General features: G+C 61.3%; 21 protein-coding genes and 1 pseudogene. 11 read left to right on the top strand and 11 right to left on the bottom strand.

Annotation, left to right across the window (positions count from 1 at the left end):
• Positions 1–36: 36 nt before the first annotated feature.
• Positions 37–618 carry a GNAT family N-acetyltransferase gene (locus tag EOW68_RS15400; protein WP_128226056.1) on the bottom strand — a complete coding sequence of 194 codons (582 nt, stop codon included), beginning with the start codon at positions 616–618 and terminating at the stop codon, positions 37–39.
• A 112-nt stretch (positions 619–730) separates the two neighbouring features.
• On the opposite strand from EOW68_RS15400, the gene EOW68_RS15395 reads away from it, so the two are divergent.
• The 3 genes from EOW68_RS15395 (at position 731) to EOW68_RS15385 (ending at position 4,452) form a co-directional block, all read left to right on the top strand.
• Positions 731–2,008, top strand: a complete 1,278-nt coding sequence (locus EOW68_RS15395) for a hypothetical protein (RefSeq protein WP_128226055.1) — start codon at positions 731–733, stop codon at positions 2,006–2,008.
• 67 nt (positions 2,009–2,075) lie between these two features.
• The gene (locus EOW68_RS15390) at positions 2,076–4,067 is read left to right on the top strand and encodes an AMP-binding protein (RefSeq protein WP_128226054.1); all 1,992 of its coding nucleotides are present in this window, start codon (positions 2,076–2,078) and stop codon (positions 4,065–4,067) included.
• Positions 4,068–4,134: 67 nt separating this feature from the next.
• The gene (locus tag EOW68_RS15385) at positions 4,135–4,452 is read left to right on the top strand and encodes a hypothetical protein (protein WP_128226053.1); all 318 of its coding nucleotides are present in this window, start codon (positions 4,135–4,137) and stop codon (positions 4,450–4,452) included.
• An 8-nt stretch (positions 4,453–4,460) separates the two neighbouring features.
• Here the strand turns inward: EOW68_RS15385 and rocF are convergent, their stop codons facing one another.
• A complete protein-coding gene (rocF, locus tag EOW68_RS15380; RefSeq protein ID WP_128226052.1) occupies positions 4,461–5,372 on the bottom strand; it encodes an arginase in 912 nt (303 codons plus the stop codon).
• 110 nt (positions 5,373–5,482) lie between these two features.
• On the opposite strand from rocF, the gene EOW68_RS15375 reads away from it, so the two are divergent.
• Together EOW68_RS15375 and EOW68_RS15370 are read left to right on the top strand one after the other, a co-directional pair.
• The gene (locus EOW68_RS15375; RefSeq protein WP_128226051.1) at positions 5,483–6,016 is read left to right on the top strand and encodes an Rrf2 family transcriptional regulator; all 534 of its coding nucleotides are present in this window, start codon (positions 5,483–5,485) and stop codon (positions 6,014–6,016) included.
• 140 nt (positions 6,017–6,156) lie between these two features.
• Positions 6,157–7,323: an NAD(P)/FAD-dependent oxidoreductase gene (locus EOW68_RS15370; RefSeq protein ID WP_128226050.1), complete on the top strand. Its 1,167-nt coding sequence runs from the start codon at positions 6,157–6,159 to the stop codon at positions 7,321–7,323.
• A 20-nt stretch (positions 7,324–7,343) separates the two neighbouring features.
• Here the strand turns inward: EOW68_RS15370 and EOW68_RS15365 are convergent, their stop codons facing one another.
• The 4 genes from EOW68_RS15365 to EOW68_RS15350 form a co-directional block, all read right to left on the bottom strand.
• Positions 7,344–8,171 (bottom strand): nucleoside phosphorylase, encoded by an 828-nt coding sequence (locus EOW68_RS15365; protein ID WP_128226049.1) that lies wholly within the window; start codon positions 8,169–8,171, stop codon positions 7,344–7,346.
• On the bottom strand, positions 8,168–8,584 hold the full coding sequence (cdd, locus tag EOW68_RS15360) for a cytidine deaminase (protein WP_128226048.1): 417 nt from the start codon (positions 8,582–8,584) through the stop codon (positions 8,168–8,170). Before cdd ends, EOW68_RS15365 begins: the two co-directional genes overlap by 4 nt.
• 59 nt (positions 8,585–8,643) lie before the next feature.
• Positions 8,644–9,201 (bottom strand): DUF420 domain-containing protein, encoded by a 558-nt coding sequence (locus EOW68_RS15355; protein WP_128226047.1) that lies wholly within the window; start codon positions 9,199–9,201, stop codon positions 8,644–8,646.
• Positions 9,202–9,554: 353 nt separating this feature from the next.
• A complete protein-coding gene (locus EOW68_RS15350; protein WP_128226046.1) occupies positions 9,555–11,228 on the bottom strand; it encodes a tRNA uridine(34) 5-carboxymethylaminomethyl modification radical SAM/GNAT enzyme Elp3 in 1,674 nt (557 codons plus the stop codon).
• Between the two features lie 505 nt (positions 11,229–11,733).
• Between EOW68_RS15350 and lipA the strand changes: the two are divergent.
• Positions 11,734–12,642, top strand: a pseudogene (gene lipA, locus EOW68_RS15345) (lipoyl synthase); the annotation flags it as partial.
• Positions 12,643–12,916: 274 nt separating this feature from the next.
• On the opposite strand, the gene EOW68_RS15340 reads toward lipA, so the two are convergent.
• Positions 12,917–14,275: a HEAT repeat domain-containing protein gene (locus EOW68_RS15340; protein ID WP_128226044.1), complete on the bottom strand. Its 1,359-nt coding sequence runs from the start codon at positions 14,273–14,275 to the stop codon at positions 12,917–12,919.
• Positions 14,276–14,464: 189 nt separating this feature from the next.
• On the opposite strand from EOW68_RS15340, the gene EOW68_RS15335 reads away from it, so the two are divergent.
• Entirely contained in the window at positions 14,465–15,532 is a 1,068-nt protein-coding gene (locus EOW68_RS15335) for a type II glyceraldehyde-3-phosphate dehydrogenase (RefSeq protein ID WP_128226043.1), read from the top strand.
• 5 nt (positions 15,533–15,537) lie between these two features.
• Here EOW68_RS15335 and EOW68_RS15330 read toward each other — a convergent pair whose 3' ends face one another.
• Together EOW68_RS15330 and gap are read right to left on the bottom strand one after the other, a co-directional pair.
• Positions 15,538–16,764, bottom strand: a complete 1,227-nt coding sequence (locus EOW68_RS15330; protein ID WP_128226042.1) for a phosphoglycerate kinase — start codon at positions 16,762–16,764, stop codon at positions 15,538–15,540.
• Positions 16,765–16,814: 50 nt separating this feature from the next.
• Positions 16,815–17,861 (bottom strand): type I glyceraldehyde-3-phosphate dehydrogenase, encoded by a 1,047-nt coding sequence (gap, locus tag EOW68_RS15325; RefSeq protein ID WP_128226041.1) that lies wholly within the window; start codon positions 17,859–17,861, stop codon positions 16,815–16,817.
• 122 nt (positions 17,862–17,983) lie between these two features.
• Here gap and EOW68_RS15320 point away from each other — a divergent pair, with 122 nt between their 5' ends.
• Positions 17,984–18,475: a DUF8526 domain-containing protein gene (locus EOW68_RS15320; RefSeq protein ID WP_128226040.1), complete on the top strand. Its 492-nt coding sequence runs from the start codon at positions 17,984–17,986 to the stop codon at positions 18,473–18,475.
• A gap of 2 nt (positions 18,476–18,477) precedes the next feature.
• On the opposite strand, the gene EOW68_RS15315 is transcribed toward EOW68_RS15320, so the two are convergent.
• Together EOW68_RS15315 and EOW68_RS15310 are read right to left on the bottom strand one after the other, a co-directional pair.
• Entirely contained in the window at positions 18,478–19,152 is a 675-nt protein-coding gene (locus tag EOW68_RS15315) for an ArsR/SmtB family transcription factor (RefSeq protein WP_128226039.1), read from the bottom strand.
• A 148-nt stretch (positions 19,153–19,300) separates the two neighbouring features.
• A complete protein-coding gene (locus EOW68_RS15310; RefSeq protein ID WP_128226038.1) occupies positions 19,301–20,068 on the bottom strand; it encodes a hypothetical protein in 768 nt (255 codons plus the stop codon).
• Positions 20,069–20,368: 300 nt separating this feature from the next.
• Between EOW68_RS15310 and EOW68_RS15305 the strand changes: the two genes are divergently transcribed.
• From EOW68_RS15305 to EOW68_RS15295, 3 genes are read left to right on the top strand one after another with little or no spacing between them, the layout of a single operon-like run.
• Positions 20,369–20,710, top strand: a complete 342-nt coding sequence (locus tag EOW68_RS15305; protein WP_128226071.1) for a DUF5802 family protein — start codon at positions 20,369–20,371, stop codon at positions 20,708–20,710.
• Between the two features lie 54 nt (positions 20,711–20,764).
• Positions 20,765–21,658, top strand: coding sequence for a Vms1/Ankzf1 family peptidyl-tRNA hydrolase (locus EOW68_RS15300; RefSeq protein ID WP_128226070.1), 894 nt, complete (start codon positions 20,765–20,767; stop codon positions 21,656–21,658).
• Between the two features lie 41 nt (positions 21,659–21,699).
• Complete coding sequence (locus EOW68_RS15295) at positions 21,700–22,731, top strand: N-acetyltransferase DgcN family protein (protein ID WP_128226037.1); 1,032 nt, start codon at positions 21,700–21,702, stop codon at positions 22,729–22,731.
• Positions 22,732–22,736: the final 5 nt, after the last annotated feature.

Raw genomic sequence — 22,736 nt, 5'->3', positions numbered from 1 at the left:
TAACAGTTCAGTACTCTGACCGCCCATCTGCGCTGTTCACTTCCCGGTGTCGTACTTGTAGGTCGCCTCGTCGGGATCGATCCCGAAATCCTCCGGCCCTTCCTGTGGCTCCTGTTCTTCCTGCTTGGCTCGTGCGCCTTTGAACGCTTCCCGGAGTCGGTCCGGCATCCGGAACCGGTCTGTGTCGATCCGGACGGGGACTGCATCCGGGTCGAGATTCTCCCGCTTTTCCGAGAGGCGGCCCACGAGTACCTCCGGTAACTGTGCCGACTCCATCGTATCGAAGCCGAACTGCGAGAGATACCCCGTCTCGCTCGTCAGCGAGTAGACCGTCTCGAAGCCCTTGTCCTTGGCCGTCCGGACCAGCCGTTCGACGACGTGTGCGCCGACACCCTGCCCGCGCCACTCCGGCAAGGTGCCGATACTCGTCAGCTCACAGATCTCCTCGTCGTCGGTCTTGTGGATCCTGATCCGGCCGAAGCCGGCACGGTCACCGGACTGTTCGTCCATCGCGATGACGTAATCCCGGGATCGAAACGCCGTCTCGTCCAACGCCAGTTGCTCAATCTGCTCGAGTAACCAGGCCTCATCTCGATTTTTTGCATCCCGGACGTACATGTGATTTCGTACTCGCTCGTGGGACTAAAACATTTACAAGGTGCATAAACTGTATCTGACAGCGATCTGGACGGACACAACAGTTAATTTGGTGTATCTCAAACTCCCGACAGTGTCACGACGACGCCGAATTTTTATCTTCGTCGGTGTCACATTCGCCCTCGTCAGCCTCGCATATCTCGGATTCGGGTTGCTCGATGCCCCACAGTCCTCGCCGCCGGACGAGTCGGTCTCCGAACCCAGGGAGAGCCGTCTGATCCAACCGACAGACGGCGGGTCGAAGCTGTGGCCGTTCACGAGCCGTGAGCGGTCGACAGCGGGTCGGACACTCGCGACCAATCTCCTCATCGAGGGACCGCCGGAGAAGGTCCGGACCTCGTTGCTCGACCGGACGAATCTCGACTATCAGGAACTCCTCGAAGACGAGGCGGAGGCCGGCGGCGAGGCGTACCGGATCGAACTCGAAGGGAACAGTATCGACTGGGATTCGACACACGGCTCGACGCGGTACGTCTACGTCAACGCCAGTGGTGGCCAGTGGCTCACCGAGAGCTACCAGCTCCACGACGGGGAGTATCTCGGATCGCGAGAGCATATCCGGGCGTACAACGACCCAGGCGGAGAGTGGACTGCGATCCAGGCCCACCAGGAGTATTTCGATCTGTTCCGGCTGCGACACACCGTTACCGGGATCGAAGGCCCCGCCGAGAACCTCGAACGGGAGTTTCTCGACCAGCCGTTCGTCGACAGTGTCACACGGGAGTATCACGGGATTCCCGGCGGCTGGAACGACGGCTGGCTGTCTGTCGTCGATCTTGCCGCGATCGTTCCAGTCCACGAACTCCTGGTGGCACTGACAGCGGGCAGTATCGTCTCCGGCACTAGCCGTCGGGCGGTAACAGATCTCGTCCACAATCTGGTGTCGTGGTCCTACGAGAACCGCCAGGGCTACATCCTCTTCGGGAGTCTGATCGGCCTCCAGCTCGCCGTCCGATCGGCGGGGATCGGACTCGAACGGATGTTTCCCAGTATCTCCCCACAGCTCTTTGCCGGCGGACTGTATCCGATCCTCGCGGTCGGGCCGGTACTGCTCGTCGTGTTCTTCGCCCGGAATCTGAATCCACTGCCGGCGTTCGGCTTTGCCGCTGTCGGCATCGGTGCCGGCTTTACGCTGGATATGCTCGGTCTCGGACTCGAAGTCGTCCCGGTCCGGCTCGTCCTCCATCGGGTCGGGCTGCTGCTCTCGATCGGCCTGCTGGCACTCGGTATCGCCCGGCGTGCAACTGACGAACCTTCCGAGACGATCGATGCCGAGCGGGTTTCACTCGCGACAGTCGGCGCAGTCGTGTGGTTTGTCGGACTCGCGCTCCCCCTGCTGGATGTTGTCTGATTGCCTGTCAGCACATTACTCCCGGTTAACCCAGTTGTTATGATCACGTACGTTGTCAGTTGTGTATATGGGTGAGACAGACACACACACTGACGAGGTCGTCCACGAGCCGCCGGCGGCGTTCGTCCAGGCGAGCAACGTCGCCGAGTTCATGGACGCCCACGGGATCGACAGCTTCGAGGAGCTCCACCGGCGGTCGACGACCGAGATCGAGGGGGTCGAGGCGTCCGGACTCGACTGGTTCTGGGATCAGGTCGTCGAGCATCTCGGCCTGGAGTTTTACGAATCCTACGATGCCGTCAGGGACGCGAGCGACGGGCCACAGTTCACAGACTGGTACGTCGGTGGGGAGCTGAACATCGCCCACAACGTCGTCGATCGCCACGCCACGCCGGACTCGCCGACACGGAACACCGTCGCGACGATCTGGGAGGGGGAAGACGGCGAGATCCGGGAGGTGACCTACCACGAACTCCACCGGCAGACGAACCAGATCGCGAACGCCCTCGAAGAACGCGGTATCGGCACCGGCGACACCGTCGGGCTCTACATGCCGATGGTTCCCGAGGTCGTCTCGATCCTCTACGCCTGTTTCAAAGTCGGCGCGATCGCCGTCCCGATCTTCTCCGGCTTCGGTGTCGATGCGACCGCGACCCGCATCGCGGACGCCGAATGCCGAGTGCTGTTCACCGGTGACGGCTTCTACCGCCGTGGCAACGAGATCACGCTGAAAGAGGGGGCCGACGAGGCAATCGAACAGGCCGGCCACGTCGAACACACGGTCGTCTTCGAGCGTCTCGGGACCGAGATCCCGTTCGATCCCGGCCGCGACGAGTGGTTCCACGAGGTCGTCCCCTCCCAGTCCGACAGCTACGAGACGAAATCGCTGCCCTCCGATCAGGAGTCGATGCTGCTGTACTCCTCGGGGACCACCGGCAAACCGAAGGGAATCGTCCACACCCACGCCGGCGGCCTCACACAGCCAGCGAAGGAGATCTACTTCTCGTTCGATCACAAACCCTCGGATCGCTTCTTCTGGGTGTCGGATATCGGCTGGATGATGGGGCCGTGGACGCTGATCGGCAACCACGCCCACGGCGGGACGGTGTTCATCTACGAGGGTGCACCCGACCACCCGAACCCGGACCGGTTCTGGGAGATGATCGACCGCCACGGAATCACCACCTTCGGCGTCTCCCCGACTGCGATCCGCGCGCTCCAGAAGCACGGCGATCAGTGGCTCTCTGGCCACGATCTCTCGACGCTTCGCATCCTCGGCTCGACCGGCGAGCCCTGGGATCCCGAGTCCTGGCGGTGGTTCTACGAGCGGGTTGGCAACGGCGAGGCCCCGATCATGAACATCTCCGGTGGGACAGAGATCTTCGGTTGTTTCCTCCAGCCGCTGCCGATCCACTCCCTGAAACCCGGGACCCTCGGTGGGCCGGCACTGGGAATGGACGTCGACATCGTGAACGCACAGGGGGAATCGATCGCCGACGACCACGAGCAGGGGTATCTGGTCGCCAGATCCTCCGCCCCGTCGATGACGAAATCACTCTGGAGCGGCGACGAGCGCTATCTGGCGGAGTACTGGAGCCGGTTCGACGATCTGTGGGATCACGGCGACTGGGCGCAGAAAGACGAGGACGGCTTCTGGTTCCTGCACGGCCGCTCCGACGACGTCCTCAACGTCGCCGGGCGGAAAGTCGGCCCCGCCGAGGTGGAGGGTGCGCTGATCGACCACGACGCCGCCAACGCTGCGGCGGTAATCGGTGCCGAAGACGAGACGACTGGCACCGCCGTCGTCGCCTACGTCATCCTCGAAACGGACTACCAGGAGAGCGACGACCTGCGCGAGGAGCTGCGCGAACACGTCGGCGAGGAACTCGGGAAGCCGTTCAGACCGCGGGATCTGTTCTTCGTCGACGAGTTCCCGAAGACACAGAGCGGGAAGATCGTCAGGCGGCTGATCCAGTCTGTCCACGAGGACGAACAAGTCGGTGATCTCTCCAGTATCGAAAACCCCGAGGCGCTCGACGAAATCGACGAGGCGCGGTAACACATCCGACGAGCCCGAGAACGCGTGGTAACGAACCGTATAAATCCCGCAAACCGGTACTGTGGGCATGCGCGTCGTTTCCTACGTCTACGATTCGAAGGTCCTCCCGACTCACGTCAGGGAGACTCTGACCGAACTTTCGAACTGCGACGACGATCCGGAACTGATCGACGTCGACGGGGCCGACAGTCGGGAGGATGGTCGTCGGAACGCGATGCTGACGGTCAAAAACGCCGTCCGGATCGGCTCGACGCCCGGGGAACTGTTCGACGACGACGGACAGCCTGATTTCTCTGTCGGCGCACTGATTACCGAAGCAGACACTGGGCGGCGAACGTTGCATATCGGGAGTGATGCCCTGGATGCGCTCCGGGATGACGCGTAACGTCTCGCTCACAGAATCGTATCCCCGAGCGCACTCGCAGCGAGTTCACAGGCGAGTTCTGCGGTCTGGTTGTGTTCGTCGAGGATCGGATTCACCTCGACGAGTTCGAGTGCGGCCAGATCAGTCTCGGCCTCTGTCGAGAGGATCTCCATCGCCGCGTGGGCCTCCCGGTAGGAGACACCGCCCCGCACCGGCGTCCCGACGCCCGGTGCCTCCCCCGGATCGAGCATGTCGAGATCGAGACTCACCGATAGCTGTTCGGTTTCGTCGGTGACCGACGCCAGCGCCTCGCGGACGATAGTGATACTCCCCCGTTCGTCGATATCCGTCATCGTGTAGACGTGGATCTCGCTTTCTCTGATCAACTCCTTTTCCTCGGCGTCGAGCGACCGAACGCCGATGAGAGCGACGTTCGACGGCTGGATTTCGGGAACTGCCGCCCAGGGCTGGTCTGCGAAGATCCCCTCTCCGAGAATCGCCGCCAGCGGCATGCCGTGGACGTTGCCGCTGGGTGACGTCTCCGGCGTATTGAGGTCACCGTGGGCGTCGAACCAGAGCACACCGGTCTCCCGATCCGCGACGCCGTTGGCCGTACCGATCCCGATGGAGTGGTCTCCCCCGAGAACGAGTGGGAACGTCCCCGCCTCGCGGATCTCCCGAACCCGGTCGCGGAGTCGTTCACAGACGATACGGGTTTCTTCGAGGTACTTCGCTGTCCCGTCGAACTCGCGGTTTGCCGCCGACTCGCCTTCCTCCGGACCCGGGACGACCAGATCTCCCCCGTCCGTGCACTGGATGCCGAGTGCTTCGAGCTGTGTGGCGAGTCCACCGTACCGGATCGCCGACGGTCCCATGTCGACCCCCCGCCTGTCGGCGCCCAGATCCATCGGTACGCCCACCAGTTCCACTGTGCGATCCATACACAACCCAGTTGGCCCAGCGAGAAAATACTACCCCAGGCGTAAAGTATACCCCGAAAAATAATGAATTTACCGTCGGGTTTAAGGAACCCAACACCGAAATTGCTCTCATGTCTTCGATCGAGCTCACACCGAGTCAGAAAACAATCTTGCAGGAACTGATCAATCTCCACAAAGAAGAGCAAAGTGCTGTCAAAGGTGAGGATATCGCCGAGGAGGTAAACCGTAACCCGGGAACGATCCGCAACCAGATGCAGAGTCTGAAAGCCCTCCAGCTCGTAGAGGGTGTACCGGGGCCGAAAGGCGGCTACAAACCGACCGGTGCCGCATTCGACGCACTCCAGATCCAGGATATGGATCAGGAAGCGGATGTCCCCCTCTATCACAACGGCGAACTCATCGAAACTGCAAACGTCGAGCAGATCGACCTGACCAGCGTCCACCATCCCGAGGAATGCCGTGCAAAAATCAGCATGCGAGGCTCACTGTCGAGTTTCCACGAGGACGATAAGGTCACCGTCGGCCCGACACCGCTATCGAAACTCCAGATTATCGGCACACTGGAAGGGAAAGACGACACGAGTAACGCTCTTATACTCCGGATCGACGATATGCAGGCACCTGTCGACGAACCCGAACACTAGTCAGGTAGATCGGGTGGCTATACCATCTCTTTTCTGTACTTCCCAGCATCCGGTAGGATTTTCATTCACACTCGTGTGAACCTGTCTCACTGCGGTCGAAATTGCAAACCTTTGTATCGGGGAATCACTGAGAACCGGGTATGTCAGAGCAGGTCGTCGTCGTCGGCTCCGGATACGCCGGCGCTGGCGCAGTCAAGAGTCTGGAATCTTCGCTTGACGGTGAGGCAGATATCACCTGGGTATCGGACACCGATCACCATCTGGTTCTCCACGAGACTCACCGCTGTATCAAAGATCCCAGCATCGAAGAGAAAGTAACGATCTCGATCGAAGATATCAAATCGCCGTCGACCGATTTCGTTCAGGCGACTGTCGAACACATCGATACGGACGACCGGCGAGTCGATTTCGCGAACGGTAGAAATATCGAGTACGACTATCTTCTCGTCGGACTCGGGACACAGACGGCGTTTTTCGGTATCGACGGGCTCAAAGAACACGCCCACACGATGAAGAGTCTCGACGACGCACTCGGCATCCACGACGAGGTCGCGACCGCAGCCAACGAAGCAACCCAGACCGATCCCGCCCAGATCGTCGTTGGCGGTGCCGGCCTCTCGGGTATTCAGGTGGCCGGGGAGATCGCCGACTACCGCGACGAACACTCCGCACCGATCGATATCCACCTCGTCGAAGGTCTCGACGAAATCTTCCCGGGCAACGATGCGGGTGTCCAGTCCGCGCTCCGTTCGTTGCTCGAAGAGCGCAACGTTAACATCATGTGTGGCGAGTTCATCGGCGAGGTCGACGAGGATACCGTCTACATCGGCGAGGACGTCGAACTCTCCTACGACGTGCTCATCTGGACCGGCGGAATCACCGGACACGATGCCGTCCGCGATGCGAGCGTGGATAAAGACGACCGGAACTACCGGCTCAAATCGGGCCGAACCTTCCAGACGTCTAAAGAGCGTGTTTTCGCTATCGGTGACGCAGCGCTGATCGACCAGCCCGGCGAAGAGCCCGCACCGCCGACCGCGCAGGCTGCCTGGCAGGCTGCCGAGGTCGTCGGTGAGAACATCGCCCGGGAGATGCGCGGCAAACCGCTCAAAAAGTGGAAATACGACAACAAAGGGACGGTCATCTCTGTCGGCGAGGACGCTGTTGCACACAACGTCTCTGTCGTTCCGTTCGTCGACACGTTCGGTGGGCTCCCGGCGCGGACGCTGAAAAAGGCGATCGCGGCCCGCTGGATCAGCGACATCACGGGCTACAAGCGCGCGCTCGACGCCTGGCCCGATATGTGACGGTCGGCGGTACCGCGTTTTCACTCCAGTCCTAATTTTGCGTGCCAGGCTGACGCCCCGCTCGTTTCTCTCCGGTCGTCCATCTCGGCGAGTAGCGACGCGGCCTTGCTTGCCGTTTTCGCGGCCCGTTGCTCTCCGGTCACTTGGAACTCGCCGGTCGTCCGGTCTGCGTACACTGTACAGACCGCACCCCCGCGGAGCCCGTATATATTCGCGAGTGTCAGGATAGCACTCGCCTCCATCTCGAAGTTGAGTACGTTCGCATTTTTGAGCTCCTCGATATCGCCCTGGCTGCCGCGGGCCCGGAATCCCTCGAATCCCTCCCTGCTCTGGCCGGCGTAGAAACTGTCAGTGCTCGCGGTCAGGCCGACGTGGTAGTCGTAGCCCAGTTCGTCGGCCGCTGCGGCGAGTGCTGCGACGACGTCGTGGTCGGCGACGGCGGGGTAGTCCTCGCGGATGTACTCGCTGCTGGTGCCTTCCTGTCTGACTGCGCCGGTCGTGATGATCAGATCTCCCACGGACGTCTCCGGCTGGATCGCACCACAGGAGCCGACGCGGATCAGTGTCTCGGCACCGACGCGGGCCAACTCCTCGACGGCGATGGCCGCACTCGGCGAGCCGATCCCCGTCGACGTGGCGGAGATCGGCGTCCCGTCGTGGGTTCCGGTCGCTGTCCGATACTCCCGGTGGTCTGCGAGGACAGTGTGGTCGTCCCAGCCTGCAGTAATTTTCTCGATGCGCTCGGGATTGCCCGGCAGCAGGACTGTTTCGGCGACGTCGCCCTCCTGGAGTTCGAGGTGGTACTGTTCGTCCGCGCTTGGGTCCTCGCTCCCACTCTTTTCGGTCATTGCTGTTCCCCACGTTTTCGTGCCGCGTCTTCGAGTTGATCGGCCGAAATCGTGTCCGGAAGCAACTCACCGAGTGTGTAGATCGGGGTGCTCTCGCCGGCGTCGGTCAGGATCTCGAAGGTATCCTCACAGAACTCCGCGAGTGTCTGGCGGCACATCCCACAGGGTGTGAGCCCGTCCTGAGCCTCGGAGGCGACGGCGAGCTTCTCGAACTCCTGGTGGCCGTCGCTGACCGCTTTGCCGATGGCGACCTCCTCGGCGTGGAGGCTGTTCGAGTAGTTCGCGTTTTCGATGTTACAGCCCGTGTAGACGGTGCCGTCGGCGACCCGGAGCGCCGCACCGACGGGATACTCGGAGTAGGGGATGTACGCGTCGTCGAGTGCGTCGTGGGCCCGCTGTAGTAACTCGTCCATGGATGGGTTGTCGGCGACTGTTCTCAAATAGCCACCGGCGATCGAACAGCCGATTGGCGTCAGAACAGGATGTACAGCATGAGGTAGACCACGATGCCGAGTGCGAAGGAAACGAGCCAGAGCGAGGCAGCGATCTTGCCGACGCGTGGGTGGGGAGTCTCCGGCAACTCCGAGACTGGGTACGCGCTCCCGAGCAACAGCGCGTAATAGACGAAAGGAATACAGACGATCGCCAGCAGGATGTGGATCGCGAGGATTGGGAGATAGACGAACTGCCGGATCAGTTCGGGTCCGGCAAAGATCGTCGTCCCCTCCAGTGAGAGCCGGTAGAGATAGAGGCCGAGAAAGCTGGCAAACAGGAGCGTACTCGCGAGCATCGCCGCTCGGTGGCGGCCGACCGCACCCTGGCGGATCGCGCGGACGCCAGCGAGAATCGTCAGGATGGCAGTCAGGCTGATCGCCGCGTTGAGGTGTGGGATCACCGCGATCAGTCCGTCGTTGCGCGGGAGCAACTCCTCGGGGACAGCACCCAGCACGGCCCCGAAAACGAGCGCGAGCGAGACGACCGTCAGGATACCCGTCAACTCCGGAACCCGATCTCGGACCTGTTGTTGCATGCCTGTACGTTCGAGAGGACTCGCCTTAGGGTTGCGATTTTGAGTAGCGAAAGCCGACTTTGAATTTGTGCAGATCTGGATTTATTACAGCAAGAAAGCCCCCGGTCGTTCGCTGGCTGCGACTCGTTGCGCGCTCCCTATGGTCGCGTGCTTACGTCGTCTCGCTCATCGAACGACCGGCCCCTTTCAGTCCCGGAAACCTCCGGTTTCCGACCCTCGCGGATGCTGCGCACCCGCTCGGTCCCGCCCGGCCTGGAAAACCACAGTGGGCGGGACTTTCTTACTGTTCTGAAAATCACTCTCAGCGACTCTACTCAACCGAGTAGCTCTGTAGAGAATCCCACAAAGTATCTTCAGTCCAGCCGTTTGCTCACGTACGGGCCGTCCTGCTTGTAGTCGAGTTTGTCGCGGTAGTACTGGCGGACGCCGATCCCACTCAGCACGGCGAGTTTGTCGTAGCCGGCATCGGCTGCTAGCTCCTCTGCTTTCGCGATCAGGCGCTGGCCGTAACCCCTGTGCTGGTGTTTTTCGACCAGTCCCTCTTTGTCGTCTGCCCCCGCACCGACGCCGACCTGGCTGCCGTAGACGTGCAGTTCTCGGACGACGGCGGCATCCTTGAGTTCTTTCCGTACGGGGTCGTTCGGGAACCGGAGTCGACAGAAGCCGACCAGGATGTCCTGGTCGAAATCCTCGAAGCTGATGAACTGTTCCGTCCCGCCGCCGGCCTCGTAGGTCTCGATATCGAGGTCGACCGTCTCCGGTTCGTTGTCGTTGTGCCCGACCTCTCGACAGCGGATACAGTCGCAGGTCCAGCCGTGTTCGTCCATCTTCTGCCAGGCGAGCTGGCGGAGATTCGACTTCCAGACGCCGCCCTCGATGAAGTCCGCCGGAATGTCGCGCTGGACGCGCTGGAGTCGGGTGTACCGCGGGATCATCGACTTGATCTCCGCGATCAGTTCGGCTGCTTCCTCGTTTTCCAGCGGCTCGAACTCCCCTCTGTGCCACGAGTCGTAGAGTGCGGTGCCCTCGACGACGAGCGTCGGATAGATTTTCAGATAATCCGGCTGCCACTCCGAGCGGCTGAAGATCCGTCGGAAATCCTCCAGACACATCTCTTTGGACATGCCGGGCTGGCCGGGCATCATGTGGAAGCCGACCTTGAATCCAGAATCGCGGAGTCGGCGGTTCGCGTCGATGGAGTCCTGGGTGCCGTGCCCGCGGTGCATCTCGCGGTTGATCCGAGAGAACGTGGTCTGTACACCCACTTCGACTTTCGTCCCGCCGAGATCCAGCATTCGGTCGATCTGCTCGGGGTCACACCAGTCCGGTTTCGTCTCGAACGTGGTCGCGACGTTGCGGATATCGCCAAATTCGTTCTCGGCGATCACGTCCTCCAGATATTCGAACTCGTACTCCTCGGGATCCTGCGCGAAGCTTTTCTCCTGGGCTGGCTCGGGCTGTTTGTCCGCATCGAAGTCGTTCATCGCCTCAAGGGCTCGTTTGACGAACCACTCCTGGTAGTCGTGACTCCGGGCGGTCATCGTCCCACCCATCAGGATTAGCTCGGCCTTGTCGATCGGGTGGCCGATCTCCCGGAGCTGTTCCAGCCGGAGCCGTACCTGGCCGTAGGGATCGTAGTCGTTTTGCTTGCCACGCGCGGCTGCCGGCTCGTGGCCGGTGTAGCTCTGGGCGCTCGAAAACTCCGAGTCCGGGCCGCCCGGACAGTAGAGACATTTGCCGTGTGGACACCGTTTCGGTGAGGTCATGATCGCGATCGGCGAGACACCGGAGGCCGTCCGGACCGGTTTGCGCTGGAGGACAGACTCCAGCTCGTCGCGGTACTGCTGGGGGGCGAAATCCAGCAGGTCGGAGTGGCGCGGGACCTTCGGCGAGGAGTACTTGCCACAGACCTCCTTTTTCGCGGCTTCGAGGTCGTCGCGTTCGATCTCGCCGTCGAGGATCCGCTCGACGAGCTCCTCACAGGCCTGTTCGAAGGCCTCGCTCTGTTCGGCGGTGTCCGTACTCATTGATTCTAATTGGCGCTTTCGCGCGAATAAGCGTATCGTTTGTGAGACTTGAGGAGATCGGATATCGCGAGGGATACCGGATGCATTCAAAACAGCGAGAAAGCCCCGAGGCTGTCGCCTCCCGCGACTCGCTACGGTCCAGTCGGTCCTTGCGTCGCCGGGAGAGCGTTGCTCTCCCGAGCCCGCGGCAGAGCCGCGGACGCCGGGGTTCGTCGACTGGAGGATGGCTGCGCCGTCCTCCGCATTCGTGGCGGCGGAGCCGCCACCGAGCCTCGCTCCTTTCAGTCCCGCCCTGCCCGGAAAGCCACATCGGGCGGGACTGAAAGGGGCCGTGAACGCCCGGGGGCTTTCTTGCTGTTCGCAGTGCTGTTATTGGTCTTATTCTTTCCTCCTAGGACTTTCTTGCTATTTAATTCACTACTCCCAAATAGCTCTGATCTTACGTAACCCTCAATCTCGACACCCGCCTAGCCCCAGACTTTAGTCTTCGCACACCAAGGAACAGGCAATGAGTCACACCCGGAAACCCGAGTGGCTGAAGATGCGCCCACCTTCGGGTGAACGGTTCACCGAGATCAAACAGACGCTGCGGGACCACGACCTGCATACCGTCTGTGAAGAAGCCTCCTGTCCGAACATGGGCGACTGCTGGGGTGGGAGAAATGGCCCCGGCACGGCCACGTTCATGCTGATGGGCGACCGCTGCTCGCGGGGCTGTAACTTCTGTGACGTCGAGACTGGCGGGATGGAGTCACTCGATCCGAACGAACCCGAAAACGTCGCCCGCGCTGTCACCGAAATCGGCTTGGAGTATGTCGTGCTTACCTCCGTCGACCGCGACGACCTGGCCGACCAGGGCGCAGGGCACTTCGCAGAGACGATCCGCGAGATCAAAAAACGCGATTCAGATATACTCGTCGAGGTACTCATCCCAGATTTCCAGGGCGAAGAGCACCTCGTTCGAAAGATTATCGACGCGGAGCCGGATGTCATCGCCCACAACGTCGAAACTGTGGATCGGTTGCAGTGGCCGGTCCGGGACCGCCGGGCAGGCTACGAGCAGTCTCTCTCTGTGCTCCGCCAGGCCGCCGAAGCGGGTGATGCCTTTACAAAAACCTCGCTGATGCTCGGGGTCGGCGAGTACCACCACGAGGTCTACCAGACGATGCGGGATCTGCGCTCCGTCGGCGTGGATATCGTCACCTTCGGCCAGTATCTCCAGCCCTCGCGGACCCATCTGGAGGTATTCGACTATGTTCACCCCGACGTTTTCGACACCTGGGAGCGTGTTGCCGAGGAGGAGCTGGACTTTCTGTACTGCGCCAGCGGGCCGATGGTCCGATCCTCCTATCGCGCCGGCGAACTGTTCGTCGAATCGATCCTGCGTGAGGATAGCATTACCCCCTCTGCGTGAGGATAGCATCACTCCCCGACCGGGAAGATCTGCGGCATTCTTTCGATAAATAGATACGTTTATTTATGATGAATTAGAAATATGTCAACATGGGTAAACTCAAAAAAGGCCTCCTGGCCACTGTCGGTCTCGTCGTTGCAATTATCACGTTGCGTAAGTTCCGAAACCGTGGATCTGACTCTGCAGACGAAGCCGAAACAGAGTAGTCCGGATCAGGTCTCGCCCTCCAAACACAGTTTTTCGCCGTCTCGACCGAGTAGACTCGCAACCAGCACTACACGCCAGTCGCTTTTTCGGCCTCTTTCTGGACGAGGTAGGAGCGATCGTCGGCGTACGCCGCAGCCGTTTCCAGTGCGTCCTCGGTCCCGATCTGGTTGAGCGCCCACGCCGCGCTCGCACGGACTTCGTCGGCCGCCTCCTCGTCGAGGACGTCACCGAGCGGTTCGATCGCGCGCGTGTCACCGATCATTCCGAGCGTTCGTGCCGCCGAGGACTGGATCTCTTTGTTGTCTGCGAGGAGTCGCTGGGCAACGGCGTCGGTCGACCCCTCGCTGCCGATCATGCCGAGCGCCCGCAGCGAGATCTTCTCCAGTTCGACGTCGCCGCCGCCGAGGAAATCCTCGATCGTATCACACGCACGCTCGTCACCGATCCGGCCGAGGATCCGGATCGGCTGTTTGTTCCGTCGCTGGGCCAGGGCGTGGACCGGTTCGTAGGCCTCTTCCGGGGCGAAATGTTCCAGCGCGCTGAGCAGGTTCTCCTCCATGAAATCCGAGTCGAACTTCTCGAGTGCGCTCAGTAGCGGTTCGGCTTCGCCCTCGGTCTCGTAGACTTTGATCGCACTCATCTCCGGCGGGAAATCTTTCGTGACTTCGGGTTCGAGCACGTCGTAAAACCCCTGCCGGCGGAGCTGTTCGCGGATTTCGAGATCGCTCCACAGCGTCGCGTCCTCCAGATCACTCGTCAGTGTCTCCGCCGCCGCCAGCAGGGTGGCAATCGTCTCGGCGTCGTCGTCGGGGTCGAGTCCCGTTTCGGCGATTGTTTCCCTGGCCGCGGCGAGTTCCTCTGCGACCGCTTCGGGCTCCGTTTCCGTGCGTTCGAACGACTCCCCGAGTGCATCGTTTGCCGTCGAAAAAAAGGATGAGACTGCCTCCGCGACCTCCGGTTTGCCTTCCTTTGCCCACTCGCTCGTGGTGATCGTCGACTCCGCACTCTCGATTTCGTCTGTGATATCGTCCAGGTAGGGGCCTCGCTGGTCTTCGATCTGGCTCCGCAGATCCGAAATCCGGTCTTCGAACTCGGCTTTCGGATCCTCCGGCTCCTCGTCTTCGTCTTCGGGTGGCTCGGGTTCCGGCAGTACTGCCTCTTCGAGATCTGCGTCGATCTCGTCGAGCAGTTCGTCGGCGTCGTCGAGGTCGCCCTCGGTCTCGGCATCTTCGACTACCGTCTCGGCCTCGTCGAGCCGGTTCTCGAAAGTGGCCGGATCTGTCACCGCCGGCTGGTCGTCGGATTCCTCGGCTTCGTCTGCCGCCTCGTCGGCAGGCTCCTCGTCGACTTTGGCTGGTTCTGTGCCGTCGGCTTCCTTCGTCCCATCCCCGGCGTCGTCGTTTGCTGGCTCGTCCCCGTCGCTCATGGTTCACACTCCGGGTGTTTGCGTCAAATGGATTTCCCTTCTGATCTCGGTCACGGCGATCCTCGATGAACCGATCGACAACTCGACTTCGAGTACATATTGAAAATCATGATGGATTACTCGGGGTTGAGTTAATTTCTTTCAATTATATGCGAAATAATTATATCCTGTGGTGCAGTGACCTAGGATATGATACGCGTCGGCGTCAATGGCTACGGGACAATCGGCAAACGCGTCGCAGATGCTGTGCGTTCCCAACCCGACATGAAACTGGTGGGCGTTGCCAAGACTAGCCCGAACTACGAAGCCGAGACTGCGGTAAGAAACGGCTACTCGCTGTACGCAGCCCAGCCCGAGCATGTAGCACAGTTCGCCGAGGCGGGGATCGATATCGCGGGGCCGGTCGACGAACTCGTCGACCGAAGTGACGTGATCGTCGACGCGACGCCGTCGGGCGTGGGCGAACAGAACTGCAAGCTCTACGAGGAGTACGACACGAAGGCGATCCTTCAGGGGGGCGAAGATGCCGGCGCTGCCGAGACGAGTTTCAACGCACGCGCGAACTACGACGAGGTCGGCGACGCCGATATCGTCCGGGTCGTCTCCTGTAACACGACAGGACTGACACGCCTGCTCAAACCCCTTGACGACGAGTACGGCCTCGAGAAAGTCCGTGTTACCCTGATCAGACGCGGTGGCGACCCCGGACAGGTCGACCGCGGGCCGATCAACGATATCGTTCCGGATCCGGCCGAGATCCCGTCACACCACGGCCCCGACGTGAATACGATCTTCCCTGAACTGGATATCGACACGGCCGGTGTGAAGGTACCGGCGACGCTGATGCACCTCCACAGTGTCAACGCGACCCTCCAGTCTGATCCGACGACCAGGGAACTCAAGGAGACACTCCGTGACGAATCACGGCTCTTCTTCGTGCCGGAGGAAGCGGGCATCGACGGGATGGGGCCGCTCAAGGAGTTCGCCAGCGACACCGGACGCCAGCGCGGTGACATCTGGGAGAACTGCGTCTGGGAGGAGTCGATCACGATGGAGGAGTCCGAACTCTACCTGTTCCAGTCGATCCACCAGGAAGCCGACGTCGTTCCGGAGAACATCGACGCGATCCGGGCCCTCGCCGGCCAGCACACCAGAAAACAGAGCATGCGGCTCACGGACAACCATCTCGGTGTGGGGCTGGAAAGTATGTTCCACAGCAACCGTCAGCCGGTCGCACCGTCCTCGGCTGACGACTGATAGTCCTATCTATCTGCCTGGTCGATCAGCACCTGTGCCGCGACGAGTTCCTGACCGGTCAGGGCGTTGAGATACGCACCGCCAGCGATGGAGATGTGGTCGTAGTCGTCCTCGTCGAGTCCGTACTTCGTGATCGATCGAGCGGTGTCACCGCCGCCGACGACGGAGAGACAGTCTGTCTCGCCGATCGCACGGAGCAGTTCTTTCGTCCCGTCGCCGAAGCGATCGTCCTCGAAGACCCCAACTGCGCCTTTCACGAAGATAGCCTCGGACTCACGGATGATCGGCGTGTATTTGTCGATGGTGTCGTGCCCGATGTCGAAATACTCCATCTCTTTCGATTCGATATCGTCGAGCGCAATCTCGGCACGCTCGCCGTCCTCGCCCTTATACGCGAAGTCGACTGGCAGCTCCAGCTGATCGCTTTTCTCGTCGAGGATGTCTTTTATCGTCTCCTCTGTCTCCTCGTACTGGTCGTCGAGGAGGTCCATATCGCCGACGTCGTAGCCGATCGGGTGGCCCTGGGCCCGCCGGAACAGCTGTCCGGGGAGCCCGCCGAGCAGGAAGTTGTCAACCACGTGGCCGAGGTTGTCGATGACGCCGATCACGTCCTTCGATTTGTTGCCGCCGACGACCATCGTCACCTGCCCATCTGCCTCCTGGGCCTTCTCTGCGACACCGGTGTTGTAGTCGTACTCGGTCTGCATGACCCGGCCGGCGTAGGCTGGCAACGCCAGTGGGAAGCCGACCGTCGAGGCGTGCGCGCGGTGGGCCACCGAGTAGGCGTCGTTGACGTAGGCGTCGAAAAGCGGCGCGAGCGTCTGGACGAACTCGCTTTCGGCGTGTTCCTCCGGTGATTTCTCGGGCAGTTCGTCGTCGGTCATCCGGGTGTTCTCCAGCATGAGGATCTCACCCGCTTCGAGGCTCTCGATGGCCTCCTGGGCGTCATCGCCGAACGTATCGGCGACGAATTCGACCGGCTTGCCGACGTGTTCGGAGAGAATCTCCGCGTGCTGTTCCAGCGAGACGAACGTGTCCCGGCCGGGCCGACCCTGGTGAGCCATCACGACGACTCTGTGGTCGTCGTCGGCGAGTTCGCGGACCGTCTCCGAGTAGCGGTCGAACCGGTTGTTGTCCTGCACCTCACCGTCTTCGACGGGTGAGTTGAGGTCGATACGCACCAGAACGCGCTGTCCCGGTGTGAGGTCGTCGAGTGTGTTGAACGCTGACATGATTGTTGCTGCGGAGGGCTAGGAGAAATGTCTTTGCTTCGGTAGCTGGCTTACTCGCTGATGAACTCGGCCATATCGAGCATCCGGTTCGAGAAGCCGTACTCGTTGTCGTACCAGGTGAGGATCTTCGCCATGTTGCCGTCGTCGACGGTGTTCGTCGATTCGAGGTCGACCATCGAAGAGAAGGGCAGGCCGACGATATCCGAGGAGACGACCTCCTCGTCGGTGTAGCCGAGGACACCGGCGAGTGGGCCGCTATCGGCAGCCGAGCGGAAGGCGTCGTTGATCTCCTCTTCGTTCGGATTCCCGTCGAGGTCGACGACCAGTTCGGTCACCGAGCCGTTCGGTACCGGAACACGGATCGCCATCCCGTCGAGTTTGCCTTCGAGCTGTGGCAGGACCTCTGTCGTGGCCTGTGCCGCACCGGTCGTCGTCGGGACGATGTTCTCTGCGGCCGCGCGTCCACGACGCCGTTTGCCCATCGGGCCGTCGATGAGTGCCTGCGAACCCGTGTAGGCGTGGACGGTCGTGAGCAGTCCCGTGTTGATGCCGAAGGATTCGTCGAGCACGTGTGCGATCGGCGAGACGCTGTTGGTCGTACAGGAGGCGTTCGAGACGACATCCTCGCCCTCGTAGTCGTCGTGGTTGACGCCGTAGACGATCTGTTTGACCGGTTTCTCACCTTTCGGTGGGGCCGAGATGAGTGATTTGTCGGCACCGGCGTCGAGGTGTGCGCTGGCCTCGTCTTTCGTCCGGAAGATCCCGGTACATTCGAGCGCCACGTCGACGTCGCGTTCGCCCCACGGCAGCTCTGATGGGCTCTTGACGTCGTAGAGGTCTGTCGATGTGCCGCCGATCGAGAGCGCACCGTCGGAGAGTTCGAGCCCGTCCAGACGGCCCTGGATCGTGTCGTGTTTCGCCAGATACCGCATGTCGTCGGGATCCATCACGTCGTTGATGCCGGCGAGTTCGATCGTCGGATTCTCCAGGACGGCACGGAAAAGGCTTCGGCCGATCCGCCCGAACCCGTTGATACCGACCCGGGTCACCTCGTCGTCAGTTACGTCCTCACCTGCATCTAGGTAGGATTTACTCATATTCGAAGCAATACTCCAGGGGAACTTAAAGATCCCTAGTTCGTTCCGAACTGCCGGTGAAACACTGTGTCGTTCTAATATGAGAACCGAAGACCAATGATGCTGGACCGACAAAACAGGGTATGGGAGAGCGCGATACCCAGATCAGCCGTGATGTGAGTGTCGACGTCGAGTCCGGGCTGGACGAGTCCGTCGGCAACCGTGAATCCGAGCAGTCGAGTCCCGGTGTCCGGTCTCGGCTGCGCGAGCGTGCGGGCAGTCTCGTTTCCGCTCGGTCGGTGGGAATCGCACTCGTTTTGATGCTCGTCAGTACGTTTGTCTTCGGTGCGATCCCCCTGCTCGGTATGTTCGGCGAACTGCTGGGGATTGTGGTGGCTGGGTTCGTCTACGGACTGGGCACCGACGCTCGACGGTACTTCGAACTCGCGCTCGCCGGCGCGCTCGCCGGTGGCGGCTCGGTACTGCTGGGCAACTTCCTGATCGCACTGCTCGGGAGTGGGCTCACGATCGTCGCATTCGGCGCAGTCGGTGGTGCGGTCGCCGGTATCGTCGGCCACTACTTCGGCCGCGATCTCCGCCACGGGCTGACCCAGGATCTCGGCGAGGGGCCGTAGCGCTACGTTTCGAGTCTGTACTCGTGGCCGTCGCGGGTCACGACACCATCCTCGACCAGATCGTCGAGAATGTCGTCGATCACCCGTGGCGGAACTTCCAGCTTGCGGCTCAACACTTCGACCTCCGTCGGCCCTTCCGCCAGTTCGAGGAGGATATTGGTGAGAAGGCGGCTGTTTTCCCCGCCGACCGCGTTTTCGAGTAACCTGCGTAGTTCCGTGATTCGTCCCTGTGCCCACCGCTGGGCCAGTGAGAGTTCGTTTTCGAGTGTCTCCACACTGTGGAGCGCCTCTGCCAGTGAGACGATATCGTCCGGATCTCTGTCCTGATCTGTCTCGTCGATATCTTTGTCCAGATCGATCCGGAGCTGTCGACAGCTCGTGATATCTAGCCGTGAACTCGCCGGATAGGCGCTTTTCGTCCCGAACTCGTAGGGCGAGACCGTCACTTCGAGCCGTATATGTCGAGCGATCGAAAAGTACTTGCGGCGTTTCTCGTCGGTTCGACTCTCGATCAGGCCAGCCTCTTCGAGCTTTCGGAGGTGATCGATCACTGCCTTCGGACTGACGCCGAGAAACTCACTGATCTCTGTCACGTAACAGGGACGTTCTGCGAGGAGGCGGAGAATCCGACGCCGGTTCGCATTCCCCAGCAAGTCGAGAAACTCGGCTGACTCCATTTACGTTACGTAATGAGTGACTACATATAAGATTGTCTCCTGCGGTGGTGGCCAGTTCGGGGGTAACCACCGGTATCTTTTCAGCTGGATAGAAACGATCTGAAAAAACGCCCTGTTTCACTCCTGGCGCCGAGAGTACGATTCCCGATCAGGAGCCGCTATTTCCGGGTTGACCGCCACCACTATTGCCACCGCCGTTGTTGGTATCTGGCCCGTTACCGGATCGGTTGTCGTCTCCCGGCTGGTTGTTCGATTGGCCGGGGTCGTCGTTTTGATTGCCGGGTCGCTCTTCGGGTGGGCCGGTGTCATCGTCTGGTGGGCCCTGGCCATCCCCGGGTGGTCCCTGATTACCATCGGGTGGTCCGTTGCCGGGCCGCTCGTCCGGTGGTCCCCGCGGTGGCTCCGTCATCCGTCGCGCGCTCTCGCTGATCTCCGGCCCGCGCACCTTCCCAGCCCTGGCCTGCAACTGACCGAGTTTACTGGTGTTGACACCGCGTCGCTGTGCGACGTCCGCCGTCTCGTTTATCTGCGCCCGGACGTTCGCCAGTTCGGCACGGACTGCAGTTGCACGGCCCGTGTAGGCGATCGAGGTTCTGTTCGCCGCCGAGAGCTGTTCGGTTCTGTTTTCGAGTGTTGCCAGCCGCTGTTCGAGAGTTGTGGTCCGCTCTTGAATCGCCACTGACGAACGGTTCGGACTGTCCGACTGGTTGATCCGTACCTCCCACATCCCGGTATCGACCGAACTACTCGCGTCGACGGCCGTGGACTGGGCGAACGATGTCATCTGCGTTCCGAGCCCTTCAGCCTCGGTCTCTTGGGCTTGCGCAGCCAGATCCAGACCGACTGCTGGAACTGCCACGCCCGCAACACCGAGTGCGAGGAGAGCGACGACGACTGCGAACTGACGGCCTCTCATCTCTTGTTCCGTAGTTCCGGAGTGTCTCATATAAATCCAGACCTCTGTTCTCTCCGTTTATTTCACAGTGTCACTAGTTTTTAACCGCGGAGAGTGTTTATACTCTGTTTTGAGGGTGCAGATTCGACGGTCGTATCTCTCCCTCTCGGACTGCTCGCCGACAGCGATCAGCCAGCGAAACGATCGGGTATGTCAAAACTACTGGTCTCACACCGTTTTGTTCTTGCGTGATTGTACTCCAGTATAAGTATTTTGGGAATTTCTTATACGTCTCGGTCGACAACCGTGTGTGTGAGTCGCATGTTTGAACAGTTCTCGAACGGATACTACCTGGGTCGTCTGTACGTCGAACCAACTACCAGGGAGCGGGTCCAGATGTGTCGGGACCAACACGAGCGGGTCAACGAGCAGCTGTATGCCGACGAGGGCATCAACCGCGTCGACCGACCCCTGGTCATGAAACTCGGTTCTCAGCATCTCGCTGTCCACGCCGGCGACGGTGTGCCCGCCGATACACTCTCGGTACCCGAATCCGTTCTCGAGGGGACAGACGTCCGCAACCCACCGACGTTTCAGGAGGTGTTACTCGCGAAAGCCGACAGGGCCGATCAGCTGCTCGCGATGGGTGGCGCTGGCAGGTAAGGCTCCGTTCGCTGACAGGGGATTTTAATAGTATCCAGACCACCCCACGAGGTGATGCTGGACGATCTGTTGGGCCGGACCGAACTCAAGGAGGAAATCGAGGAGTTGAACGAGGAACTCGAACACCTCGAACGGCGCCTCGAAGCCGAGCAGGGCCGCCGCAAGGACGCGGTTACCGAACGACAGGAGGCCGAACGGCAGGTCAACCAGCTGGAAGACCGGGTCGAAGAACTCGAAGACCGCGTCCACCGGCTGCAATCCCAGGACACCGACCTTTCCTTCCGGCGCGAGACGACGCTGGATAGCAGACGGCTCGAGGAGATTCTCGACCGGCTGGACTCCTTCGAGACCGGGCCCGAGGGTGCGCTGACGGCATTCGTCGCGGACGGCCACGATCTCCCCGCAGCGATCCACGATGCCGTCGGCGAGCGTGCCCCACTCGTCTCGCGGGCTGGGCCCTGTCTCGTGGTCAGCGACGACGCGGGGTTGATCACTGCCTGCCTCCGACCCCCGATCAGCCCCGAACCGTTCGTCGAGTGGGCCGACGAATTCCGACTCGACCGTTCGTGGCTGCAGCCACAGGGTCGGTACACGCTCGCGCTCGTGCGCTCAGATCTGTTCGCGATGGGCACCTACGAGGGGGCCGACCGCGTCGCCTTCCACGGCTTCGACAGCGATCTCAAGAGCCAGCACTCGAAGGGTGGCTTCTCACAGTCTCGCTTCGAACGGCTCCGTGACGAACAGATCGACGAACATCTCGACCGCTGTACGGAGGCGATCGAGCAACGTGAGACCGATCCACTGTATATCGTCGGTGAACGCTCCGTCCTCTCCGAGTTCACCGAGCTGGCTGCAGAGACGAGCGCAGTCGACGCCACCGGCGACCCCGAGTCGGCGCTTCGATCCGCCTACGAGGAGTTCTGGGCTGTCCAGCTCCGGATCTTCTAGGGAGCGACACGCTCTTCACCCACTGCCTCCGGTATACTGGTATGCGAGTCGCTATCCTCGCACACGAGAACTTCCCCGGCGACGCCAAGACTGCTGTGGGTATCCTCCGGTACAGCGACCACGATGTCGTCGCTGTCCTCGACCGCTCGCACGCAGGCGAGCGCGTGACCGATTATCTGCCAGCCGTTCAGGACGCACCAATCGTCGCGGGGATGGCCGACGCACCGGCCTGTGACGCGCTCCTGATCGGGATCGCACCCATCGGCGGCGGCTTCGAGGCCTCGTGGCGACCGGACGTCCGGGCCGCTATCCAGCGGGGCTGTGACGTTATCGCCGGTCTCCACGAACTGCTCACCGACGACGAGGCGTTCGTCGAACTCGCTGCGGAACACGACGTGGCACTGCACGACGTTCGCGAACCACCGGACGATCTGACCGTCGCCGACGGGACGGCTGGCGAGGTCGATGCCCATGTGGTGTTGACTGTCGGGACGGACTGTTCGTCGGGGAAGATGACCGGGGCGTTCGAACTCCGGGACGCGGCCCGCGAACGGGGACTCGACGCCGCTGTGGTGCCGACCGGACAGACAGGAATCATGATCGCAGGCTGGGGGATCGCGATCGACCGGGTCATCTCGGATTTCGCCGCGGGTGCGACCGAACGACTGGTCGAGCAAGCAGCCGATCACGACGTTCTCTTCGTCGAGGGACAGGGTGCGATCGCCCATCCAGCCTACTCCGGCGTCACGGCTGCGATCTTGCACGGTGCACAGCCGGATTCACTCGTCTTTTGCCACGTGGCTGGTCACGACCGGGTCGGTGGCTACGAGGCCTTCGAGGTCCCCGACCACGGCTGGTACGCATCGCTGTACGAATCGATGGCCGAACCGGTCTCCGGCGCGACAGTCGATGCCGGGCTGTTGAATACACACGCACTCGATCGCTCCGAGGCGACCACAGCACTCGACGCGTACGGATCGAAACTCGGCGTCCCGGTGACCGACCCGGTTCGTGACGATGTTGGCCCGGTTCTCGACGCGGTCCTTCCGGCGAATTTCCGGGCGAGAAACTAATCCGT

The organism is Halovenus amylolytica (assembly GCA_004015825.1).
GTDB classification, from domain to species: domain Archaea; phylum Halobacteriota; class Halobacteria; order Halobacteriales; family Haloarculaceae; genus Halovenus; species Halovenus amylolytica.
The sequence above is the reverse complement of the archived record's forward strand: the minus strand, read 5'-3'. Positions and strand labels throughout refer to the sequence as shown.